This window comes from Streptomyces sp. NPDC048338, assembly GCF_043201055.1.
Classification (GTDB): domain Bacteria; phylum Actinomycetota; class Actinomycetes; order Streptomycetales; family Streptomycetaceae; genus Streptomyces.
In genome coordinates this window covers 42,034-59,682 of record NZ_JBICYQ010000004.1, presented here as the reverse complement: position 1 = coordinate 59,682, position 17,649 = coordinate 42,034, and the positions used below count along the sequence as shown (strand labels likewise).

Sequence of the window (17,649 nt, the reverse complement as noted above, 5' to 3'; positions counted from 1 at the left end):
CATGGGCATCGGCGACTTCATCAGTGACATCACACCGGACGTGGTCGAGGACGCGGTCGAGGACGGTGCCGAGTGGGTGGGCAACCGGGTCGAGGACGCGGGGAACTGGACCGCCGACCGGCTGGAGGACGTCGGCTGGGAGTCCGGCGCGGACTGGGTCCGCGAGCAGTCCCGCTCGGTCGCCAACCGCCTGGGCGCCGAGGTCGACGAGATGGACCTCGGGCAGACCGAGGACAAGACCAAGCTGATCTACGGCAGCGCGAGCAGGATCAACGCCGTCGCGGCGAAGCTCACCGCCTTCCAGTCGGCCTTCGACGACACCGGCGACGGTCTCAAGGGCCTGGACTCCGGGCAGCTCAAGGGCGAGACGGCCGACGCGCTGCGCACCGCGGTGGGCACCCAGCCGCCCAAGTGGTACAAGGCCGCGGACGCCAGCTCCAAGGCGCTCGGCGCCCTGGAGGCGTTCGCCGACACCGTCACCTGGGCGCAGGGGCAGGCGCAGACGGCGATCGACAAGTGGAAGGAGGGCGTCAAGGCCTCCGAGAACGCCGCCGACGCCCACCGCAAGAAGGTCGACGACTACAACGGGGCCGTGGACCGCTACAACGCCCAGCCCGCCGACAAGCGCGACCCGGCCTCGCTGCCTCCCAAGCCCGGCGCGACGTTCGAGGATCCCGGCAAGGCGCTGATGAAGGAGGCCCAGGACATCCTCGCCGAGGCCCGCAAGCAGCGGAACTCGGCGGCGGAGACCGCGCGCACGGCGATCCGTGCCGCCCGCGACATGGCGCCGGCGAAGCCGTCGTACGCCGAGCAGGCGGGCGACGGCCTCAAGGAACTGCAGATCATGGGCGACCACGTCGGCGGCGGCATCATCAAGGGCACGGCGGGGCTGCTCAACTTCGTCCGCAGCGTCAACCCGACGGACCCGTACAACATCACGCACCCCGCCGAGTACGCGACGTCCCTCAACAGCCTGGCCGCGGGACTCGTGGTCGCCGTCAACGACCCCGTCGGCACCGGCGGCCAGATGATCAAGGACTTCATGAAGGACCCGGCCGAGGGATTCGGCCGGCTGATCCCCGACCTCGCGCTGACCGCCGCGACCGGCGGTGGCGGTGCCGCGGTCAAGGGCGTGCGCATCGCCGAGGAGGCCGCGGACGCGGCCCGGCTGCGCCGGCTGGTCGACGACAGCCCGGACGGGACGCACCACACCCCCGACGGCGATCGCACCGCCGGCGGCGACCCGGTGGACCTCGCCTCCGGCCGGATGTACCTGCCGCAGACGGACCTGGAGATCCCCGGCATCCTGCCGCTGGTCTTCAGCCGCCGTACCGAGTCCGGCAGCGCGACCGGCCGCTTCCTCGGGCCCGCCTGGTCGTCGACCGTCGACGAACGGCTGGAGATCGACGCGATCGGCGTCGTCCACGTCACCGCCGACGGGCTCCTGGTCACGTACCCGCACCCGGTACCGGGCGTGCCCACCCGGCCCTGGTCGGGCCGGTCCGGCACGCTCCTCTCCCGGGACGCGGGCGGCGACTACACGGTCACCGCCCCCGACGGCGGCCTGAGCTTCCGCTTCGGCGCCCCGTCCGGGAGCGAGCCGGGGGGTGACGGCACGGCCTGGCTGTCCACCGTGACCGAGCGCAACGGTCATGTCGTCACCGTCGACCGGGCCGAGGACGGCCTGCCCCTGGCGCTGGCCCACTCGGCCGGCCACCAGGTGACGCTGTCCCACGCCGACGGTCTGGTCACCGGCCTGTCCCTGGCCGGCGCCGGCGAGGGCGGCGCGGACCTGCCGCTGCTGCGCTACGGCTACCAGGACGGCGACCTCACGACGGTCACCAGGCCGTCGGGCGCCACCACCACCTTCGTCTATGACGACCGCCGCCGTGTCATCGCCTGGATCGACTCCAACGCGAGCCGCTACGACTACGTCTACGACGACCGCGACCGCGTCGTGGCGGAGGGCGGCGAGGCCGGGCACGTCCACATCAGCCTGGCGTACAGCGATCCGGATCCCGAGACGGGCCTTCACACCACGACGCTCACCACCGCCGACGGGCACGCGACGCGTCATCTCTTCGGCCCCGGCTGCCGGCTCCTGGCCGTCACCGACCCGCTCGGCCACACCACGTCCTTCACCTACGACCCGCGCGGCAACGCCCTGACCCGCACCGACCCGCTCGGCCACACCACGTCCTTCGCGTACGACGACGAGGGCCGGCTCACCTCCGCCGTCCGCCCCGACGGCAGCGAACTGCGCACCGTGCGGGGCCTGTTCGGCCTTCCGGTGGAGGTCGTCGGCGCGGACGGGACACGGGTGCTCCACACGTACGACGAACGGGGCAACCGCACGGCGGTCACCGACGAAGCGGGCACCACCACCCGCTACACCTATGACCACGGCGGTCGGCTCACCTCCCTCACCGACGCCCTCGGCGCGACGACGCGGGTGGTGTGCGACGCGGCCGGGCTGCCCGTCGAGGTGACCGACCCGGCCGGCGGCACCACCCGCACGGAACGCGACGCCCTGGGCCGCCCGGTCCGCGTCACCGATCCGGTGGGCGGGCTCACCCTCCTGGAGTGGAGCGCCGACGGGCACCTCGCCCGCCGGACGGGACCGGACGGCGCCACGGAGACGTGGACCCACGACGGCGAGGGCAACGTCCTCACCCACACCGACGCGGCCGGCGGCATCTCCCGTGTCGAGTACACCCACTTCGACCTGCCGGTGGCCCGGACCCGGCCCGACGGCGCGCGTTACGAGTTCGAGCACGACGCCTCCCTGCGTCTGACCCGCGTCACCGACCCGCAGGGTCTGACCTGGGACTACACGTACGACGCGGCCGGCAACGTCGTCTCCGAGAGCGACTTCGACGGACGCGTCCTGAGCTACCGGGTGGACGCGGCGGGCCGGCTCGCCGCCCGCGTCGACGCGCTCGGCGGCACCCTGGCCTTCGCGCGCGACGCCCTCGGCCAGGTGGTCGGCAAGGACGTCGACGGCCGGGTGACGACGTACGCCTACGACCGGGCCGGGCGCCTGCTGGAGGCGGCCGGCCCGGACGGCGACCTGCGGTACCAGTACGACCAGCGCGGCCACACGAAGACGGAACTGGTGGACGGACGTCCCGTCGTCTACGCCTACGACGTCCTCGGCCGCCGCACCCGCCGCACCACCCCCACCGGTCACGTCACCTCCTACGCCTACGGCGCCGCCGGACGGCTCGACCAGGTCACCACCGGCGGCCGGCAGGTCGGCTTCGCCCACGACGCCGCCGGCCGCGAGCTGGCCCGCGTCTTCGACGACACCCTCACCGTGACGTCCGCCTGGGACGAGGCCGGACGGCTCTCCGCGCAGCACGTCACCGCCGGCGCGCGGGCCGTCAACAGCCGCTCCTACGCCTACCGCGCCGACGGCCACCTGGTCTCCGTCGCGGACCGGCTGTCGGGCACCCGGACCTTCGACCTCGACCCGGCGGGGCGGATCACGGCCGTCCGCGCCGGGGACTGGACGGAGCGGTACGCCTACGACGCCGCCGGCAACCAGACCTCCGCCTCCTGGCCCTCCGGCCACTCCGGCGGCGAGGCCACCGGGCCGCGCACCTACACCGGCACCAGGCTGACCCGCGCCGGCGGCGTCCGCTTCGAGCACGACGCGCTCGGCCGGGTGACCCTGCGGCAGAAGACCCGGCTGTCCCGCAAGCCCGACACCTGGCGCTACACCTGGGACACGGAGAACCGCCTCACCGCCGTGACCACCCCCGACGGCACCCGCTGGAGGTACCGCTACGACCCCCTCGGGCGCCGCACCGCCAAACAGCGCCTGGCGCCCGACGGGGAGAGCGTGGTCGAGGAGGTCCGGTTCACCTGGGACGGCCTGACCCTGTGCGAACAGACCGGCCACGAGCCGGACCGGCCCCACTCGGTCGCCCTCACCTGGGACCACCGCGGCCACGTGCCCCTCGCCCAGACCGAGCGCGTCCTCACGGCCGGCGACGGCCAGGCGGAGGTGGACCGCCGCTTCTTCGCCATCGCCACCGACCTGGTCGGCACCCCCACCGAGCTGATCGACGAGTCAGGCGAGATCGCGTGGCGTTCCCGGGCCACCGTGTGGGGCTCCACCGCCTGGGCCCGCGGGAGCAGCGCGTACACGCCCCTGCGCTTCCCCGGCCAGTACGCCGACCCCGAGACCGGCCTCCACTACAACCACTTCCGGCACTACGACCCGGAGAGCGGCCGGTACGCCTCCCCGGATCCCCTCGGTCTCGCGCCGGCCCCGAACCCCGTCGCCTACGTGGACAACCCGTACTCCGGGTGCGACCCGCTGGGCCTCATGCCCAAGTACACGAAGGAGGAGAAGGCCGCACGGGCCCGGCAGGAGGCGATCGACACCGCGGACGAGGTGATCGAGAGGGCCCAGGGCGACCGGATCCGGAAGGCCGGCAACTACCACGCGGACACCTCGCACGGCTTCTCCGACGAGCGGGTCCTGGAGATCCTCAAGAAGCCGGACGCGGTCTACCACTCGACGGCCGGCAGCGGGAACCTGATCTTCCGGCAGGGCGACGACATCGTCGTGGCGAAGGGAGGCGGAGCCGGCGGAGGCAACGTCATCACCGCCTACGGCCCCTCGGGCCTCAAGGGCGACTCCGGGGTGACGGCCCTGGGCGGACTGCCCACCGACCCCGGTGGGCCGATTACCCACCTGGACGTGGTGGAGGGCAGGATTCCCGCCAAGAACGGCAACATGGCTCCCGCAGTGCAGATCAAGTGAGGCGGCACCCACCGTGAGACTCACCCTCGACGACACCTGGCAGGCCACCGTCACGGACGAGCCGCTGCGCGTCCTGCCGCGCTTCGACTTCCGGGACTTCCGCGTGCGCGTCGCGGCGTACGCGGACGTGGCGGAGCGCGAGCGGTTCCTGCTGGACACCTTCGGCAGTCGGCCGTGGCTGTGGGACACCCCCGACGAGCTGCGGTTCGACCCGGAGCGCCGCGAACTGGCCGGCGCCGAGTTCCAGCTGGCCGACGAGATCGCCGCGGCCGAGGACGCCGCGCGCGTCCCGGCCGGGCCCCCCGTCCGGCCGGGCGGTCTCCGCGCGGACGAGGCCCGGGACTTCCGGCTGGAGGTGACCTCGGAGCTCTGCCGCGGCCCCGGCGACACCGTCGTCACCTGCCTGCGCGACCTCGACGTGCTCGACGAGCCGCTGACCGCGCGGATCGGGATCGCCCCCGACGTGGCCCTCCTCGTCCAGGCCGGCACGGTCGTCGGCTGGAGCCTGACCGACCCGGTCCGCTACCTGACCTCCGGGTTCGCCGCCCCCGACCCCGCACCGCCGTCCCCGGCCACCCGGCGGCTGCTCACGGAGTGCATGGACCTGGTCACCACACCGGGGCGCCGGGCGCTCCGGAAACGGGAGCCGGCCGCCTTGGCCCGGCTCCGGGCGGTCCACGAGGCCCTGCGGGGCCGGTGCGAGGACCGCCTGCGGACCGAGGCGCTGCTCGCGCCCATCGCCGAGCTCGTCGAGGACTACGGCGACGGGTGACCCGCGGGGCCCGGTGGGGCGCCGGAGTCGCGGCGGCCGGGCGCCGGGCGCCTGCCGTCGCATGCCGTCGCACATGCGGAAGCCCCGCCGGATCCCGGCGGGGCTTCGACGCTCCGTACGCCCCTCAGGGGGTGGTCGTGGAGACCACGTACACCCGGGGCGCGGCCGGGTCGGTGAGGTCGACGGTGATGTCGTGGCCGGGCCGGGGCTTGTCCCGGCCGATGGAGGTGGCCGACCAGTCCCGGCCCGGCGGGAACTCCCAGCCCACGATGTCGGCGTCGCGTTCGCTGACGGTGACCTTGCCCGGCTCCAGCCGGGAGCGGCTGGTGCCGACGTCCTCCAGGAAGGAGTCGAGCTTGCCGGCGCTCGTCGTGAACTGGACGTAGAGCCGGCTCGTCTTCCAGTTGCTGGTCTCGTAGTAGGCGACGTCCGTGGACCGGCTGGGGATCGGGACCTCGAAGATCCGGCGCTTCATCTGGGAGGGCCAGTTGTCCTGGAGGCCGCTGCCGGAGGACTCGCGCTCCTTGTCGCGGCCGCTGTCGCGGCTCTGCCCGGCGGAGATCACCAGGTAGCCGGCCGGGATACCGACGAGCAGCACGATGGTCAGCGCCGTCAGGAAGCGACGCTTGATCATGTGGCGCCGGCCCTCCGGGAGCTTGTCCCGTCGGTCGGGCGAGACGGACTGGGTGGGCACGGTCATGAATTCGGGTCCTGGGGGGTGGTGCGGGAGGTACGGCCCTCGACGCCGCCCCGCAGGGCCTGGGCGTAGCGCTCGTACCGTTCGTAGCGTTCGAGGCGGCGGCGGTTCGCCCGGCGGAAGCGGCGGGCCACGAGCCGGGCCAGGTCGGCGGCGCCGACCATACCGGCCTCGGGGCCGAGCTGCGCCTTGGCGATCCGGGCCTCGGGGCGGTAGCCGCGGCCGGTGAGGTGACGCCGGAAGGCGTCCCGGGCGGGGCCGATCAGCAGGTCGTCGGCGGCACTCACACCGCCGCCGATGACGAAGCAGGAGGGGTCGAGGGCGGCGGCGAGGTTGGCGATGCCGACGCCGAGCCACTGGCCGATGTCCTGGAGCAGCTCGACGCACATGGCGTCGCCCTCGCGGGCCAGCTCGGTGATGAGCGGGCCGGTGATCTCCGGGACCTGGCCCTTGACGCGGTCGATGATGTTGTAGGCGACCGGGGAGTCGGCGGCGGCCAGCTCGCGTGCCTCGCGGACGAGGGCGTTGCCGGAGCTGTACTGCTCCCAGCAGCCGCGGTTGCCGCAGGGGCAGCGGTGGCCGCCGGGCACCACCTGCATGTGCCCGAACTCGCCGGCCACGCCGTACTTGCCCCGCTTGACCTGGCCGTCCTCCAGGATCGCGCCGCCGATCCCGGTGCCGAGCGTGATCATGACCAGGTGGTCCTCGCCGCGGCCCGCGCCGAAGCGCCACTCCGCCCAGGCGGCCGTGTTGGCGTCGTTGTCGACCATCACGGGGACGGCGAGGCGGGACTGCAGCGAGTCGCGCAGCGGCTCGTTGCGCCAGGCCAGGTGCGGGGCGAAGAGCACGGTGGCCCGCTCGGCGTCGACCCAGCCGGCCGCGCCGATGCCGACGGCGTGCACGTCGTGGCGGTCGGACAGGTCCAGCACCAGTTCGACGATGGTGTCCTCGACGACCTTGGGGCTCTTGGACTTGTCGGGGGTCTCGGTGCGGACCTTCTCCAGGATGGTGCCGTCCGCGTCGACGACCCCGGCCATGACCTTCGTGCCGCCGATGTCGATGCCGACGGTGGGCACCCGGGGAGCGGTGAGGTGGGAGCGGCGCTCTCTCGTGCCGACGGTCCGCAGCACGGTGGCCCGGGCGGAGCCGCGGTGAGTGAGGTCGCGGTAGGTACTCATCGCCTCGATTCTGCCAGGTGCGCCGGCGGGGGGCGGGTCACGACGTCCGCGCCGTCCCTCCCGCGCCCGCGCCGGGCCCCGGGCGTCCCCGCCCCGGACCCGGCCACGCCCCCAGGGGGGCGTCCACGGACCTCAGTGGCGCTCCAGCTCGTGGCGGAGGTCGTCCAGCTCGCTGCCGCCCGCCATCTGGCGGGTCAGCTCGTCGAGGGTCACCGAGCTCTTGGTGTGGCTGCCGGCCATGACGCCCCGCTTGAGCAGGACGAAACGATCGCCGACGAGGTAGGCGTGGTGCGGGTTGTGGGTGATCAGCACCACTCCGAGACCCTGGTCACGTGCGGCAGCCACGTACTTCAGCACCACCCCGGACTGCTTCACGCCGAGCGCGGCGGTCGGCTCGTCGAGCACGAGGACCTTGGCGCCGAAGTGGACGGCGCGGGCGATGGCCACGCACTGGCGCTCTCCGCCCGAGAGGGTGCCGATCGGCTGGTCGACGTCACGCAGGTCGATCCCCATGCGCAGCAGCTCGGCACGGGTGGTCTCGCGCATCAGGTCGACGTCGAGCCGCTTGAACGGGCCCACGCCCTTGGTCGGCTCGGAGCCGAGGAAGAAGTTCCGCCAGACGGGCATCAGCGGGACGACCGCCAGGTCCTGGTAGACGGTGGCGATGCCGCGGTCGAGGGCCTCGCGCGGGTTGGCGAGCGCGACCTCCTCGCCCTCGATGCGGAAGGTGCCGGCGTCGTGCCGGTGCAGCCCGGCGACGATCTTGATGAGGGTCGACTTGCCGGCGCCGTTGTCGCCGAGCACACAGGTGATCTCGCCGGCGTGGACCTCCAGCGAGACGCCTTCCAGGGCCCGGATGTTGCCGTAGTACTTGCTGACGGCGTCCAGCTCCACCAGCGGGGTCGACGGCGTCGTCATCGGCTCGGTGGTCATTTCACGGCCTCCACGCGCCTGCGGATCCAGGCGTTCAGCAGCGTCGCCAGGAGCAGCATCGCTCCCAGGAAGAACTTGAACCAGTCCGGGTTCCACTCGGCGTAGACGATGCCCTTGCTGGTCATGCCGAAGATGAAGGCGCCGACCGCGGAGCCGATGGCGGAGCCGTAGCCGCCGGTGATCAGGCAGCCGCCGATCACGGCCGCGATGATGTAGATCAGCTCGTTGCCGACGCCCTCGCCGGACTGGACGACGTCGAACGAGAAGAGCAGGTGCTGGCCGGAGACCCAGGCGCAGAAGGCCACGCCCAGATAGAGGCCGATCTTCGTGCGGAAGACGGGGACGCCGACGGCCCTCGCCGCGTCGGCGCCGCCGCCGACCGCGAAGATCCAGTTGCCGAAGCGGGTGCGCAGCAGGATCCAGGTGGCCAGGGCCACCAGGGCGAGCCACCACAGGATGGTGACCTTGAGCTCGACGCCGCCGACGGTCCACTGGGACGCGAACAGCTTCCGGGCGGAGGGGAAGCCCTCCATGTCGGCGATCGACTTGGTGGAGACCGTCCCGCTGATCAGCTTGGTGAAGCCGAGGTTGAGGCCGGTCAGCATCAGGAAGGTGCCGAGCGTGATGATGAAGCTGGGCAGCCTCGTGCGCGTCAGCATGAAGCCGTTGAAGGCACCCACGGCCAGGGTGACCAGCAGGGAGACACCGACGCCGACCCAGACGTTCGCGGTCATCTGGTAGCTGAACATCGCCGAGACGAGCGCCGAGGTCGTCACCAGGACGCCGGCCGACAGGTCGAACTCGCCGCCGATCATCAGCAGGGCGACCGGCACGGCCATGATGCCGATGGTGGAGGCCGCGTAGAAGACGGTGCCGAGGCTGGAGGCGCGCAGGAAGCCGTCGGCGACGACCGAGAAGAAGAGGAAGACGGCGATCGCGCCGACGACCGAGCCCAGCTCGGGGCGGGCCAGCAGCTTCGCCCACCGGGAGGTGCGCAGCAGCCGCTCGTCGACGTGGTCGATCTCCGGTGGGGCGGCGGCGCTCATCGGGTGCCCCGCTCGGTGTACTCCTGGAGCACGGCGGCCTGGTCCTTGGTGATGATCTGCGGTCCGGTGAGGACCGGCTGCCCGCCGCCGAGGACGTCGGCGTTGTACTTGTACAGCCACAGCAGGTCGACGGCCTCGTAGCCCTGGAGGTAGGGCTGCTGGTCGACGGCGAAACCGAGGGTGCCGGCGCTGAGCGCCCCGGCGACCTTGGCGTTGAGGTCGAAGGTGTCGACCTCGGCCTTGCTGCCGGCGGTCTTCTTCGCCTGGACGGCCGCGTCCGCGAAGGGCGCGCCGAGGGTGACGACGGCGTCGACGGACGGGTCGGCCTGGAGCTTGGCGAGGATGGACGCCTGGACGTCGGGCATGTTGGTGCCGTCGACGTACAGGTTCTGCAGCTCGCCGCCGAAGGTCTTCTTCGCCCCGGCGCAGCGCTGCTCGTGGCCGACGTTGCCCTGCTCGTGGAGCACGCACAGGGCCTTCTTGCGGCCCCGCTTGTCGAGCTCCTCGCCGACGGCCTCGCCCGCCACGGTCTCGTCCTGGCCGATGTGGGTGAGCGCCCCGTACGCCTTCGAGCGGTCGGCGCCGGAGTTGACGGTGATCACCGGGATGCCGGCCTTCACGGCCTTCTCGACGGCGGTCTTCATCGCGTCGGGCTTGGCGAGGGTGACGATCAGTCCGTCGACGCCCTTGGCGATGTAGGAGTCGACGAGCTGCGCCTGCTGCTGGGCCTCGTCGCTGTGGGCGTAGAGGAAGTTGATGTTGTCCTTGACGGCCGCCTGCTTGGCGCCGTTCTGGACGATGTCCCAGAAGGTGTCGCCGTCTCCCGAGTGGGTCACCATGGCGAAGGTCCACCGCGGGGTGTTCACGGCGGCCCTGCCTTGAGCGGCGGCCGCCTTGCGGGCGTCCTCCGCCCGCTTTCCGCCGGTGCTGCTGCACCCCGCCAGCGTGGCGGTGAGCGCCATCGCGAGCACGGCGCCGACCGCCGCGCGTACCCCTCCTGTCCGAACCCTGGTCACGAGGCCGTGCCCTCCTTTGTGTCCTTCTGCGTGCATTGCAGTATCGGTCATGGGGGTCGCGCGGATCGTCAGCGGGTCAGGGAATCCTCAGGTCAGGGGCGCACCAGCAGCTGGAAGTCGAAGGAGTACCGCGACGCCCGGTACAGGTGCGAGCCGAACTCGACGGCGCGTCCGGTGTCGTCGAAGGTGGTGCGTTCCATCGTCAGGAGCGGGGCCCCCTCCCGTTCGGCGAGCAGGTCGGCCTCGGCAGCCGAGGCCGCGCGGGCGCCGACCGTCTGGCCGGCGCTGTGCAGGGTGACCCCGGCGCCCCGCAGGAGGCGGTAGAGACCGGTGTCCTCCAGGCGTGCGGTGTCCAGGTCGAGCAGGCCGGCGGGCAGGTGGTTGCGCAGCCGGGCCACCGGTTCGCCGTGCGTGGTCCGCAGCCGCTCCAGGCAGTGGACGTCGCTGCCCTCCGGCACGCCGAGGGCGGCGGCGACCCGGGCGTCGGCCGGTTCGAGGCGGTTGGCCAGGACGACGGTGGCGGGCAGGCCGCCCGCCGCCTCCAGGTCGTCGTAGAGACTGCTCAGCTCCAGCGGGCGCCGCACGTGGCGGTGCACGACCTGGGTGCCGACGCCCCGGCGGCGCACCAGGAGCCCCTTGTCGACGAGCGACTGGATGGCCTGGCGGACGGTGGGCCGGGACAGGCCGAGGCGGGTGGCGAGGCCGATCTCGTTGCCGAGGAGGCTCCCGGGCGTGAGCGCCCCGTTCCCGATCGCCGCTTCCAGCTGCCGGGCGAGCTGGAAGTAGAGGGGGACCGGGCTGGTGCGGTCCACGGAGAGCGGCGGCAGAACGGCGGACGGCGGCTTGGACACGGAGGGGAGCGTAGCCGCAGGGGCGCACGACAGGAAGTGGTGCAGTCCGGTTGTCCTGACAAATCCTTGACAGGATGCCCCCTCGGCACCACCTTGGGGCCATGCGCATCGGACTGATCGGAACGGGACGTATCGGGGCCTTCCACGCGGGTGTGCTCGCCCGCCACCCGGAGGTCGAGTCGCTGGTCCTGGCGGACGCCGACGCCACCCGGGCCGCCCGGGTCGCCGGGGCGCTCGGTGCCGAGGCCGCCCCCACCGTCGACGCCCTCCTCGGCCACGCCCTCGACGCCGTGGTCATCGCCTCCGCCACCGCCGCCCACGCCGAACTCATCGGCCGCGCCGCCGGGGCCGGGCTCCCCGCCTTCTGCGAGAAGCCGATCGCGCTCGACGTGCCCGGCACCCTGGCCGCGCTGCGGGCCGTCGAGTCCGCCGGCACCGAACTGCAACTGGGGTTCATGCGCCGCTTCGACGCCGGCTACCGGGCCGCGCGCGAGGCCGTGGCCGCGGGCGGGCTCGGCCGGCTGCACACCGTCCGCACCGCCTCCTCGGACCCGGCGCCGCCGCCGGCCGGGTATCTGCCGCTCTCCGGCGGCCTGTTCCGGGACTGTCTGGTGCACGACTTCGACATACTGCGCTGGGTCACCGGGCGCGAGGTCGTCGAGGTGTACGCGAACGGCTCGGACGCCGGACCCGCGATGTTCCGCGAGGTCGGCGACGTCGACACGGCCGCGGCCCTGCTCACCCTCGACGACGGCACGCTCGCGACGGCGACGGCGACCCGCTGCAACGGCGCGGGCTACGACGTACGGATGGAACTGGCCGGGGAGCGGGACCAGATCGCCGTCGGCTGGGACGACCGCACCCCGCTCACCTCGGTCGAACCGCTGGGCCCGCCCTCCCCCGGCAAGCCGTGGACCGGGTTCCTGGAGCGCTTCGCCCCCGCGTACGAGGCCGAACTCGGCGCCTTCGTACGGCTGGTACGGGGCGAGGGGGCGAATCCGTGCGACGGCCGCGAGGCGCTGGAGGCGCTGCGCGTCGCGGAGGCGTGCGAGCGCTCGCGCCGCGAGCGCCGCCCGGTGGCCCTGGCCGAGATCCCCTCGGCCGGTGACTGAGGCCGGGCGCGAGGCGGCGGATGGGCGGCGCACCGGCCGCTCGCGGCGGTGCGGCCCGACGCCGGCCGGGACGGGCACGGGACCGGCCCCGGGCTCAGCCGCCGGCCGCGAGCACCGTCCCCTGGGCCACCGCGCAGAGGGTCTCCTCCCCCGCCGCGTCCACGGTCAGCAGGTCGCACCGCACGACCGCCTGCCGCCGTCCCGCGTGGACCACCGCCGCGCGGGCGACCAGCGTGACGCCGAGGGCGGGGCGGACGTACTGGATGGAGAAGCCGGCGGTCAGCACCGCCGCCCCCAGCGCCGTCCCGGCGGCGAAGGTCAGCGCGTTGTCGGCGGCGTACGAGAGCACCCCGCCGTGCACGAAGCCGTTCTGCTGGAGCAGGTCCTCGCGCAGGTCGAGCTCCAGGGTGGCCCCGCCCTCGCCGAAGGCGGTGATCCGGGCCCCGAGGAGCCGGCTGAACGGCTGGGCCTCCAGGACCTTGCGGGCGAGGGCGGTGTCGAGTTCGGTCATGCCCTCACCATCGCACGGGCAGATGCCGCACCCCGTGCATGAGTCCGCCGGGAAGCCACTCCAACGGGCCCGCCCCGGGGTCGAGTTCCAGCCCCGGGAGGCGTTCCAGGAGCGTCCGGATCGCGATCCTGGCCTCCAGGCGGGCGAGCGGGGCGCCCAGGCAGAAGTGGATGCCGTGCCCGAACGCGAGATGGCCCCGCGGATCGCGGCGGATGTCGAAGCGGTCGGGGTCGGGGAAGCGGTCCGGGTCGCGGTCGCCCGACGCGAGGCAGACGAGCACGGTACTGCGCGCCGGGACGACGACGTCACCGAAGGCGACCGGCTCCCGGCTGAAGCGCAGGGTCGCGTTCTCCACCGGCCCCTCGTACCGCAGCCCCTCCTCCACCGCTCCGTCGATAAGACCGAAGTCGGCGCGCAGGGCCGCGAGTTGGTCGGGATGCGTGAGCAGCGCCCGCACGGTGTTGGTGATCAGATTGACCGTGGTCTCGTGACCCGCGATGAGCAGCAGGTAGACGAAGGCGCGCAGTTCGCTCCGTGACAGCCGGTCGCCGTCCTCGGCGCTGTGCGCGAGCAGCGCGGAGAGCAGGTCGTCGGTGGGGCGCGAGGCCCGCCGGTCCTCGATGAGTTCGTCGAGGTAGGCGGCGAAGCCCTCGACGGCCTCCTGTTCCGAGATCTCCCCGCTCGGCGTCACCAGCTCGTTCGACCAGCGGCGGAAGGTGTCGCGGTCCTCGGCGGGCACGCCGAGGAGTTCGCAGATGACGATGATGGGCAGCTGGAAGGCGAAGGAGTCGACCAGGTCGGCCCGGCCGGCCGGCAGCATCGCGTCGACCAGCTCGTCGGCGAGCCGCTGGACGCGCGGCCGCAGGTTCTCCACCCGGCGGCCGGTGAACGCCCCCGCCGCGAGCTTGCGCAGCCGGGTGTGGTCGGGCGGATCCACGGCGAGCAGATGGAGGCCGACGGCCTCCTCCTCCAGGGGGACGAGGTCGACGACGGACGCCGACTTGGACAGTCGCGGGTCGGTCAGGGCGGCACGGGCCTCCTCGTGCCCGACCACCAGCCAGGCGTCCATCCCGTACGCGGTGCGCACCGCGTGGACGGGTCCGGCCTCCCGGAGCTCGGCGTAGAACGGATAGGGGTTCGCGGTGAAGTCCGGCCCCAGCTCGCCCAGATCGATGACGGTCATGTCCGCACCCTACGGACTGCCCTCGTCCTCCAGCAGGCCCGCGTCGTGGACCAGGAGGGCGATCTGGACACGGTTGTTGAGGCCGAGTTTGGCCAGAATGCGCGAGACGTGCGTCTTGACCGTCGGGACGCCCATGTACAGGGTGGCCGCGATCTCGGCGTTGGAGCGGCCGCGTCCGACGGCGACGGCCACCTCCCGCTCCCGCTCGGCGAGGGCGGCGAGCCGGGCGGCGGCGCCGGCCCGCCGGGGCCGCTCCTGGTGACCGGCGACATGGGTCATCAACTGGCGGGTGACGGCCGGGGAGAGGACGGGTTCGCCGGCGGCCACGCGGCGGACGGAGGCGACGATCTCCGCGGGCGGCGTGTCCTTGAGGACGAAGCCGGCCGCGCCCGCGCGCAGGGCGCGCAGCACCTGCTCGTCGGCGTGGAAGGTGGTGAGGACGATGATCTCCGGCGCGCCGGGGAGGGCGCGGAGCCGTTCGGTGGCGGTGAGGCCGTCGACCCGCGGCATCCGGATGTCCATCAGGACCACGTCGGGGCCGAGCCGGGCGACGAGTTCGGGGACCTCCTGGCCGTCGGCCCCCTCGCCGACGATCTCGATGTCCTCGGCGCCGCCGAGCATGAGGGTGAGTCCCGCGCGGACCAGGGGATCGTCGTCGACGATGAGCAGCCGGATGGTCATGAGGGCCACGGTAGCCAGGCGCGCAGGGCGAATCCGCCGCCGGGGGTGGGGCCGTGGTCCATCCGGCCGCCGGCGAGGGTGGCGCGTTCGGTGAGGCCGATGAGGCCCTGGCCCGAGCCGGGGACGTGCGGGACGGGTCCGGTGGGGGCCGGGTTGCGGACCTCGACGGTCAGCCCGTCGCCGGGGCGGCCGCGCACGGTGAGGGTGACCTCGGTGCCGGGGGCGTGCTTGCGGGCGTTGGTCAGGCCCTCCTGGGCGATGCGGTAGACGGTGCGGCCGGTGGCGGCGGGGACGCCGACCGGGTCGTCGAGGGTGGTGTCGAGGACGACCTTCATCCCGGCCTCGCGCGACTCGGCGACCAGGGAGTCGAGGGTGGCGAGGGTGGGCTGGGGCCGCTCGCCGCCCGCCTCGTCGCCGGGCGCGCGCAGGACGCCGATGATCTCGCGCAGGTCCTGGAGCGCCTCGTGCGCGCTGTCCCGGATGACACCGGCGGCGCGGGCGACCTGGGCGGGCGGGGCGTCGGGCCGGAACTCCAGGGCTCCGGCGTGCACGCTGAGCAGCGTGAGCCGGTGGGCGAGGACGTCGTGCATCTCGCGGGCGATCGCCTCGCGGGCCAGCCGCTGCGCCTGTGCGGCGCGCAGTTCGGCCTCGGCCTCGGCCCGCCGGGCGCGTTCGCGCAGCGCCTCGACGAGCTGGCGGCGGGAGCGTACGAGCATGCCCCAGGCGACGACCAGCAGGGTGACCACGACGCCGATCACGACGGCGGCCAGGGGGTGGAGGGAAGGGTCCGGGCGCAGGAAGACCTGGGCGGTGGAGGAGACCACGGCCAGGGCGCCGAGGGCCGCGGTCGGCCGGAAGGGGCGGTGGACGGCCACGCCGAAGAGCGCGGCGAGGGCGGCACCCCCGGCGACCGGCGCGAACGTGCTGACCACGGTGACGACGACCGCGACGCCGACCGGCCATCGGCGCCGCAGCCAGAGGGCGCAGCAGGCGGCGGCGCCGACGAGCTGGTCCGCGAAGGCGACGACCTCGCTGTTGAGCTGTTCGGTGGTCTCGCCGGCGATCAGGCCGAAGAACGCCGCCAGGAGGAAGAGCAGGGTGTCGACGCCCCAGTCACGTACGGTGCGGCGCGGCCGGCGCCCCGGCGGGCTGTCGGCCGGAGTGTCGGCCATCGCCGAGGGAAGCAGCCGGGCGCGGCGGTCCGTACGTGTCATACCGACCAAAGTACGCAGGTGGGAGGCGCGGGAACGGTCAGGTGGCGGGAGTCGCGACCAAAGTCGCCGGGCAGGAGACTTTGGTCGCGGCGGCGGGTCCGGTCGGCCGACGCGGGCGCCCCGGCGCGGGGATCATGCTCGGGTCATGAAGAGATTCCTGGAGTGCTTCGGCTTCCTGACCATGGTGGTCGGCGTGTGCGGGGTGGTCCGCGAGCTGACGGACGGCTGGTTCCGGCTGCTGGGCTTCACCCGGTTCCTGACGGAGGGCGTCCGGTTCCTGGAGGGCCGCGAGCTGTACGCGAACCTGGTGATCGCGGTGCTGGGAGTGGTGGTCATGATCGTCTCGGACCGGGTGAAGGCGTGAGGCGACGGTCCCCCGGGCGGGTGTGCCGCGGATCACGGCGACCGCCCATGGGGGCCTTCTACGATCGTGATCACGGGCACGGGTCCCGCGGGGCGCGTCCCGTGCCGCGGCACCCGTTCCACCCGAGGAGATCCACCCCGTGACCACAGACACCGGCGTCCGCGAGAGCTACTACGTGCGCACGGACGAGCACCGCTACAAGCCGACGTCCCACGCGGGGGGCGCCTGGAGCGCCGGGGAACAGCACTTCAGCCCGCTCGCGGGACTCGTCGTCCACGCGATCGACCGTCACCTCGCCGGCCGGCCCGACCAGGGGCTGGTCCTGGCCCGGATCAGCTACGACATCCTGGGCCGGATCGCCCTGGCCGAATGCGAGATCACGGTGGAGACCGTGCGGCCGGGCCGGACCATCGAGCTCCTCGAGGCCGTCGTACGCATCGACGACCGCCCGGTGGTCCGCGCCCGGGCCTGGCTCCTGGCCTCCCAGGACACCTCGGCCGTGGCCGACAGCCCGCACGAGCCCCTGCCCGACCCGGAGTCCCTGCCGTCGTGGGCGATGAACAGCGCGTGGGACGGCGGCTACGTCTCCTCCATCGACGTCCGGCGCACACCCCCGACGCGCCGGGGCCGTACGGCCGCCTGGATCTCGTCGCTCGTCGACCTGGTCGCCGGCGAGACCGCGAGCCCGCTCGCCTCGTACGTCGCGCTGGTGGACACGGCCAACGGCATCGCCGTCCAGCAGGACCCCACCGCGTGGATGTTCCCGAACCTGGACCTGACGATCCATCTGCACCGTCAGCCCCGGGGCCCGTGGACCGGGCTCGACACCACGGTCGCCTTCGGCCCGTCCGGCCAGGGGCTGACCAGCAGCGTCCTGCACGACGTCAGCGGCCCGGTGGGCCACGCCGAACAGATCCTCACCGTCCGGCCTCAGCCCGGCACCTGACCGGCGGGGCCGCCGCGCGGCCGTCGGCGGCCCCCCGGAGCGGTCCGCGCGGCGCGCGACACGAACCGCCGCCGCGGTGGCCGCAACCCGGCCTGACCGCCCCGACACGGGCACCCTTGGCCTGTGCCCCCACCTCTCGCACCACCCCGCACCCCTCGCCCGCACGGGCGTCGGCCGCGGGCGCGCCTCGCCGGGCGCTCCCCCGGGACGGACACGACGTCCGACGTCACAGGGGGAGCAATCGCTTCTCTCCCCCGGCATGCCGGCCCCGGCGCGGCCTCCCGGGCGCCCGGTCCTCAGGAGGTCCGCTCCGCCACGCGCGCTCCCCGGCACCACCGGGATCGGGCCACCGGCCGGACCGGTCCCGCCCG

15 protein-coding genes are annotated in these 17,649 nt (G+C 73.6%); 5 read left to right on the top strand and 10 right to left on the bottom strand.

The window, feature by feature from the left end:
* Window position 1 precedes the first annotated feature (1 nt).
* Window positions 2–4,774, top strand: coding sequence for a putative T7SS-secreted protein (locus ACGFZF_RS10705; RefSeq protein WP_393553067.1), 4,773 nt, complete (start codon window positions 2–4; stop codon window positions 4,772–4,774).
* Window positions 4,775–4,787: 13 nt separating this feature from the next.
* A complete protein-coding gene (locus tag ACGFZF_RS10700; RefSeq protein WP_393553065.1) occupies window positions 4,788–5,546 on the top strand; it encodes a hypothetical protein in 759 nt (252 codons plus the stop codon).
* Window positions 5,547–5,670: 124 nt separating this feature from the next.
* Here the strand turns inward: ACGFZF_RS10700 and ACGFZF_RS10695 are convergent, their stop codons facing one another.
* From ACGFZF_RS10695 to ACGFZF_RS10670, 6 genes are all read right to left on the bottom strand, one after another.
* Window positions 5,671–6,246, bottom strand: coding sequence for a hypothetical protein (locus ACGFZF_RS10695; protein WP_393553063.1), 576 nt, complete (start codon window positions 6,244–6,246; stop codon window positions 5,671–5,673).
* Window positions 6,243–7,421 carry an ROK family glucokinase gene (locus ACGFZF_RS10690; RefSeq protein ID WP_393553061.1) on the bottom strand — a complete coding sequence of 393 codons (1,179 nt, stop codon included), beginning with the start codon at window positions 7,419–7,421 and terminating at the stop codon, window positions 6,243–6,245. The genes ACGFZF_RS10695 and ACGFZF_RS10690 overlap by 4 nt, the downstream gene beginning before the upstream one ends.
* A 132-nt stretch (window positions 7,422–7,553) precedes the next feature.
* A complete protein-coding gene (locus tag ACGFZF_RS10685; protein WP_393553716.1) occupies window positions 7,554–8,339 on the bottom strand; it encodes an ATP-binding cassette domain-containing protein in 786 nt (261 codons plus the stop codon).
* A gap of 11 nt (window positions 8,340–8,350) precedes the next feature.
* On the bottom strand, window positions 8,351–9,400 hold the full coding sequence (locus ACGFZF_RS10680) for an ABC transporter permease (RefSeq protein ID WP_393553059.1): 1,050 nt from the start codon (window positions 9,398–9,400) through the stop codon (window positions 8,351–8,353).
* Window positions 9,397–10,416: a sugar ABC transporter substrate-binding protein gene (locus tag ACGFZF_RS10675; RefSeq protein WP_393553057.1), complete on the bottom strand. Its 1,020-nt coding sequence runs from the start codon at window positions 10,414–10,416 to the stop codon at window positions 9,397–9,399. The genes ACGFZF_RS10680 and ACGFZF_RS10675 overlap by 4 nt, the downstream gene beginning before the upstream one ends.
* Window positions 10,417–10,508: 92 nt before the next feature.
* Entirely contained in the window at window positions 10,509–11,228 is a 720-nt protein-coding gene (locus ACGFZF_RS10670) for a GntR family transcriptional regulator (RefSeq protein ID WP_393553714.1), read from the bottom strand.
* 140 nt (window positions 11,229–11,368) lie between these two features.
* Between ACGFZF_RS10670 and ACGFZF_RS10665 the strand changes: the two genes are divergently transcribed.
* Complete coding sequence (locus ACGFZF_RS10665; protein WP_393553055.1) at window positions 11,369–12,379, top strand: Gfo/Idh/MocA family oxidoreductase; 1,011 nt, start codon at window positions 11,369–11,371, stop codon at window positions 12,377–12,379.
* Window positions 12,380–12,473: 94 nt separating this feature from the next.
* On the opposite strand, the gene ACGFZF_RS10660 is transcribed toward ACGFZF_RS10665, so the two are convergent.
* The 4 genes from ACGFZF_RS10660 to ACGFZF_RS10645 are packed head-to-tail and all read right to left on the bottom strand — an operon-like array spanning window position 12,474 to window position 15,968.
* On the bottom strand, window positions 12,474–12,890 hold the full coding sequence (locus ACGFZF_RS10660) for a PaaI family thioesterase (protein ID WP_356607344.1): 417 nt from the start codon (window positions 12,888–12,890) through the stop codon (window positions 12,474–12,476).
* 4 nt (window positions 12,891–12,894) lie between these two features.
* Complete coding sequence (locus ACGFZF_RS10655; RefSeq protein ID WP_393553052.1) at window positions 12,895–14,073, bottom strand: cytochrome P450; 1,179 nt, start codon at window positions 14,071–14,073, stop codon at window positions 12,895–12,897.
* Between the two features lie 9 nt (window positions 14,074–14,082).
* Window positions 14,083–14,754: a response regulator gene (locus ACGFZF_RS10650; RefSeq protein WP_393553050.1), complete on the bottom strand. Its 672-nt coding sequence runs from the start codon at window positions 14,752–14,754 to the stop codon at window positions 14,083–14,085.
* The gene (locus tag ACGFZF_RS10645) at window positions 14,751–15,968 is read right to left on the bottom strand and encodes a sensor histidine kinase (RefSeq protein ID WP_393553049.1); all 1,218 of its coding nucleotides are present in this window, start codon (window positions 15,966–15,968) and stop codon (window positions 14,751–14,753) included. The genes ACGFZF_RS10650 and ACGFZF_RS10645 overlap by 4 nt, the downstream gene beginning before the upstream one ends.
* A 145-nt stretch (window positions 15,969–16,113) precedes the next feature.
* On the opposite strand from ACGFZF_RS10645, the gene ACGFZF_RS10640 reads away from it, so the two are divergent.
* Complete coding sequence (locus ACGFZF_RS10640; RefSeq protein ID WP_393553047.1) at window positions 16,114–16,332, top strand: hypothetical protein; 219 nt, start codon at window positions 16,114–16,116, stop codon at window positions 16,330–16,332.
* A 130-nt stretch (window positions 16,333–16,462) separates the two neighbouring features.
* Entirely contained in the window at window positions 16,463–17,278 is an 816-nt protein-coding gene (locus tag ACGFZF_RS10635; RefSeq protein ID WP_393553712.1) for a thioesterase family protein, read from the top strand.
* Window positions 17,279–17,649: the final 371 nt, after the last annotated feature.

What these genes read in the sequence shown, in the direction of transcription:
- ACGFZF_RS10705 (WP_393553067.1), top strand. Translation starts at nt 2, where the DNA reads ATGGGCATCGGCGACTTCATCAGTGACATCACACCGGACGTGGTCGAG.
- ACGFZF_RS10665 (WP_393553055.1), top strand. Translation starts at nt 11,369, where the DNA reads ATGCGCATCGGACTGATCGGAACGGGACGTATCGGGGCCTTCCACGCG.
- ACGFZF_RS10655 (WP_393553052.1), bottom strand. Translation starts at nt 14,073, where the DNA reads ATGACCGTCATCGATCTGGGCGAGCTGGGGCCGGACTTCACCGCGAAC.
- ACGFZF_RS10660 (WP_356607344.1), bottom strand. Translation starts at nt 12,890, where the DNA reads ATGACCGAACTCGACACCGCCCTCGCCCGCAAGGTCCTGGAGGCCCAG.
- ACGFZF_RS10690 (WP_393553061.1), bottom strand. Translation starts at nt 7,421, where the DNA reads ATGAGTACCTACCGCGACCTCACTCACCGCGGCTCCGCCCGGGCCACC.
- ACGFZF_RS10640 (WP_393553047.1), top strand. Translation starts at nt 16,114, where the DNA reads ATGAAGAGATTCCTGGAGTGCTTCGGCTTCCTGACCATGGTGGTCGGC.
- ACGFZF_RS10680 (WP_393553059.1), bottom strand. Translation starts at nt 9,400, where the DNA reads ATGAGCGCCGCCGCCCCACCGGAGATCGACCACGTCGACGAGCGGCTG.
- ACGFZF_RS10685 (WP_393553716.1), bottom strand. Translation starts at nt 8,339, where the DNA reads ATGACGACGCCGTCGACCCCGCTGGTGGAGCTGGACGCCGTCAGCAAG.
- ACGFZF_RS10650 (WP_393553050.1), bottom strand. Translation starts at nt 14,754, where the DNA reads ATGACCATCCGGCTGCTCATCGTCGACGACGATCCCCTGGTCCGCGCG.
- ACGFZF_RS10645 (WP_393553049.1), bottom strand. Translation starts at nt 15,968, where the DNA reads ATGACACGTACGGACCGCCGCGCCCGGCTGCTTCCCTCGGCGATGGCC.
- ACGFZF_RS10695 (WP_393553063.1), bottom strand. Translation starts at nt 6,246, where the DNA reads ATGACCGTGCCCACCCAGTCCGTCTCGCCCGACCGACGGGACAAGCTC.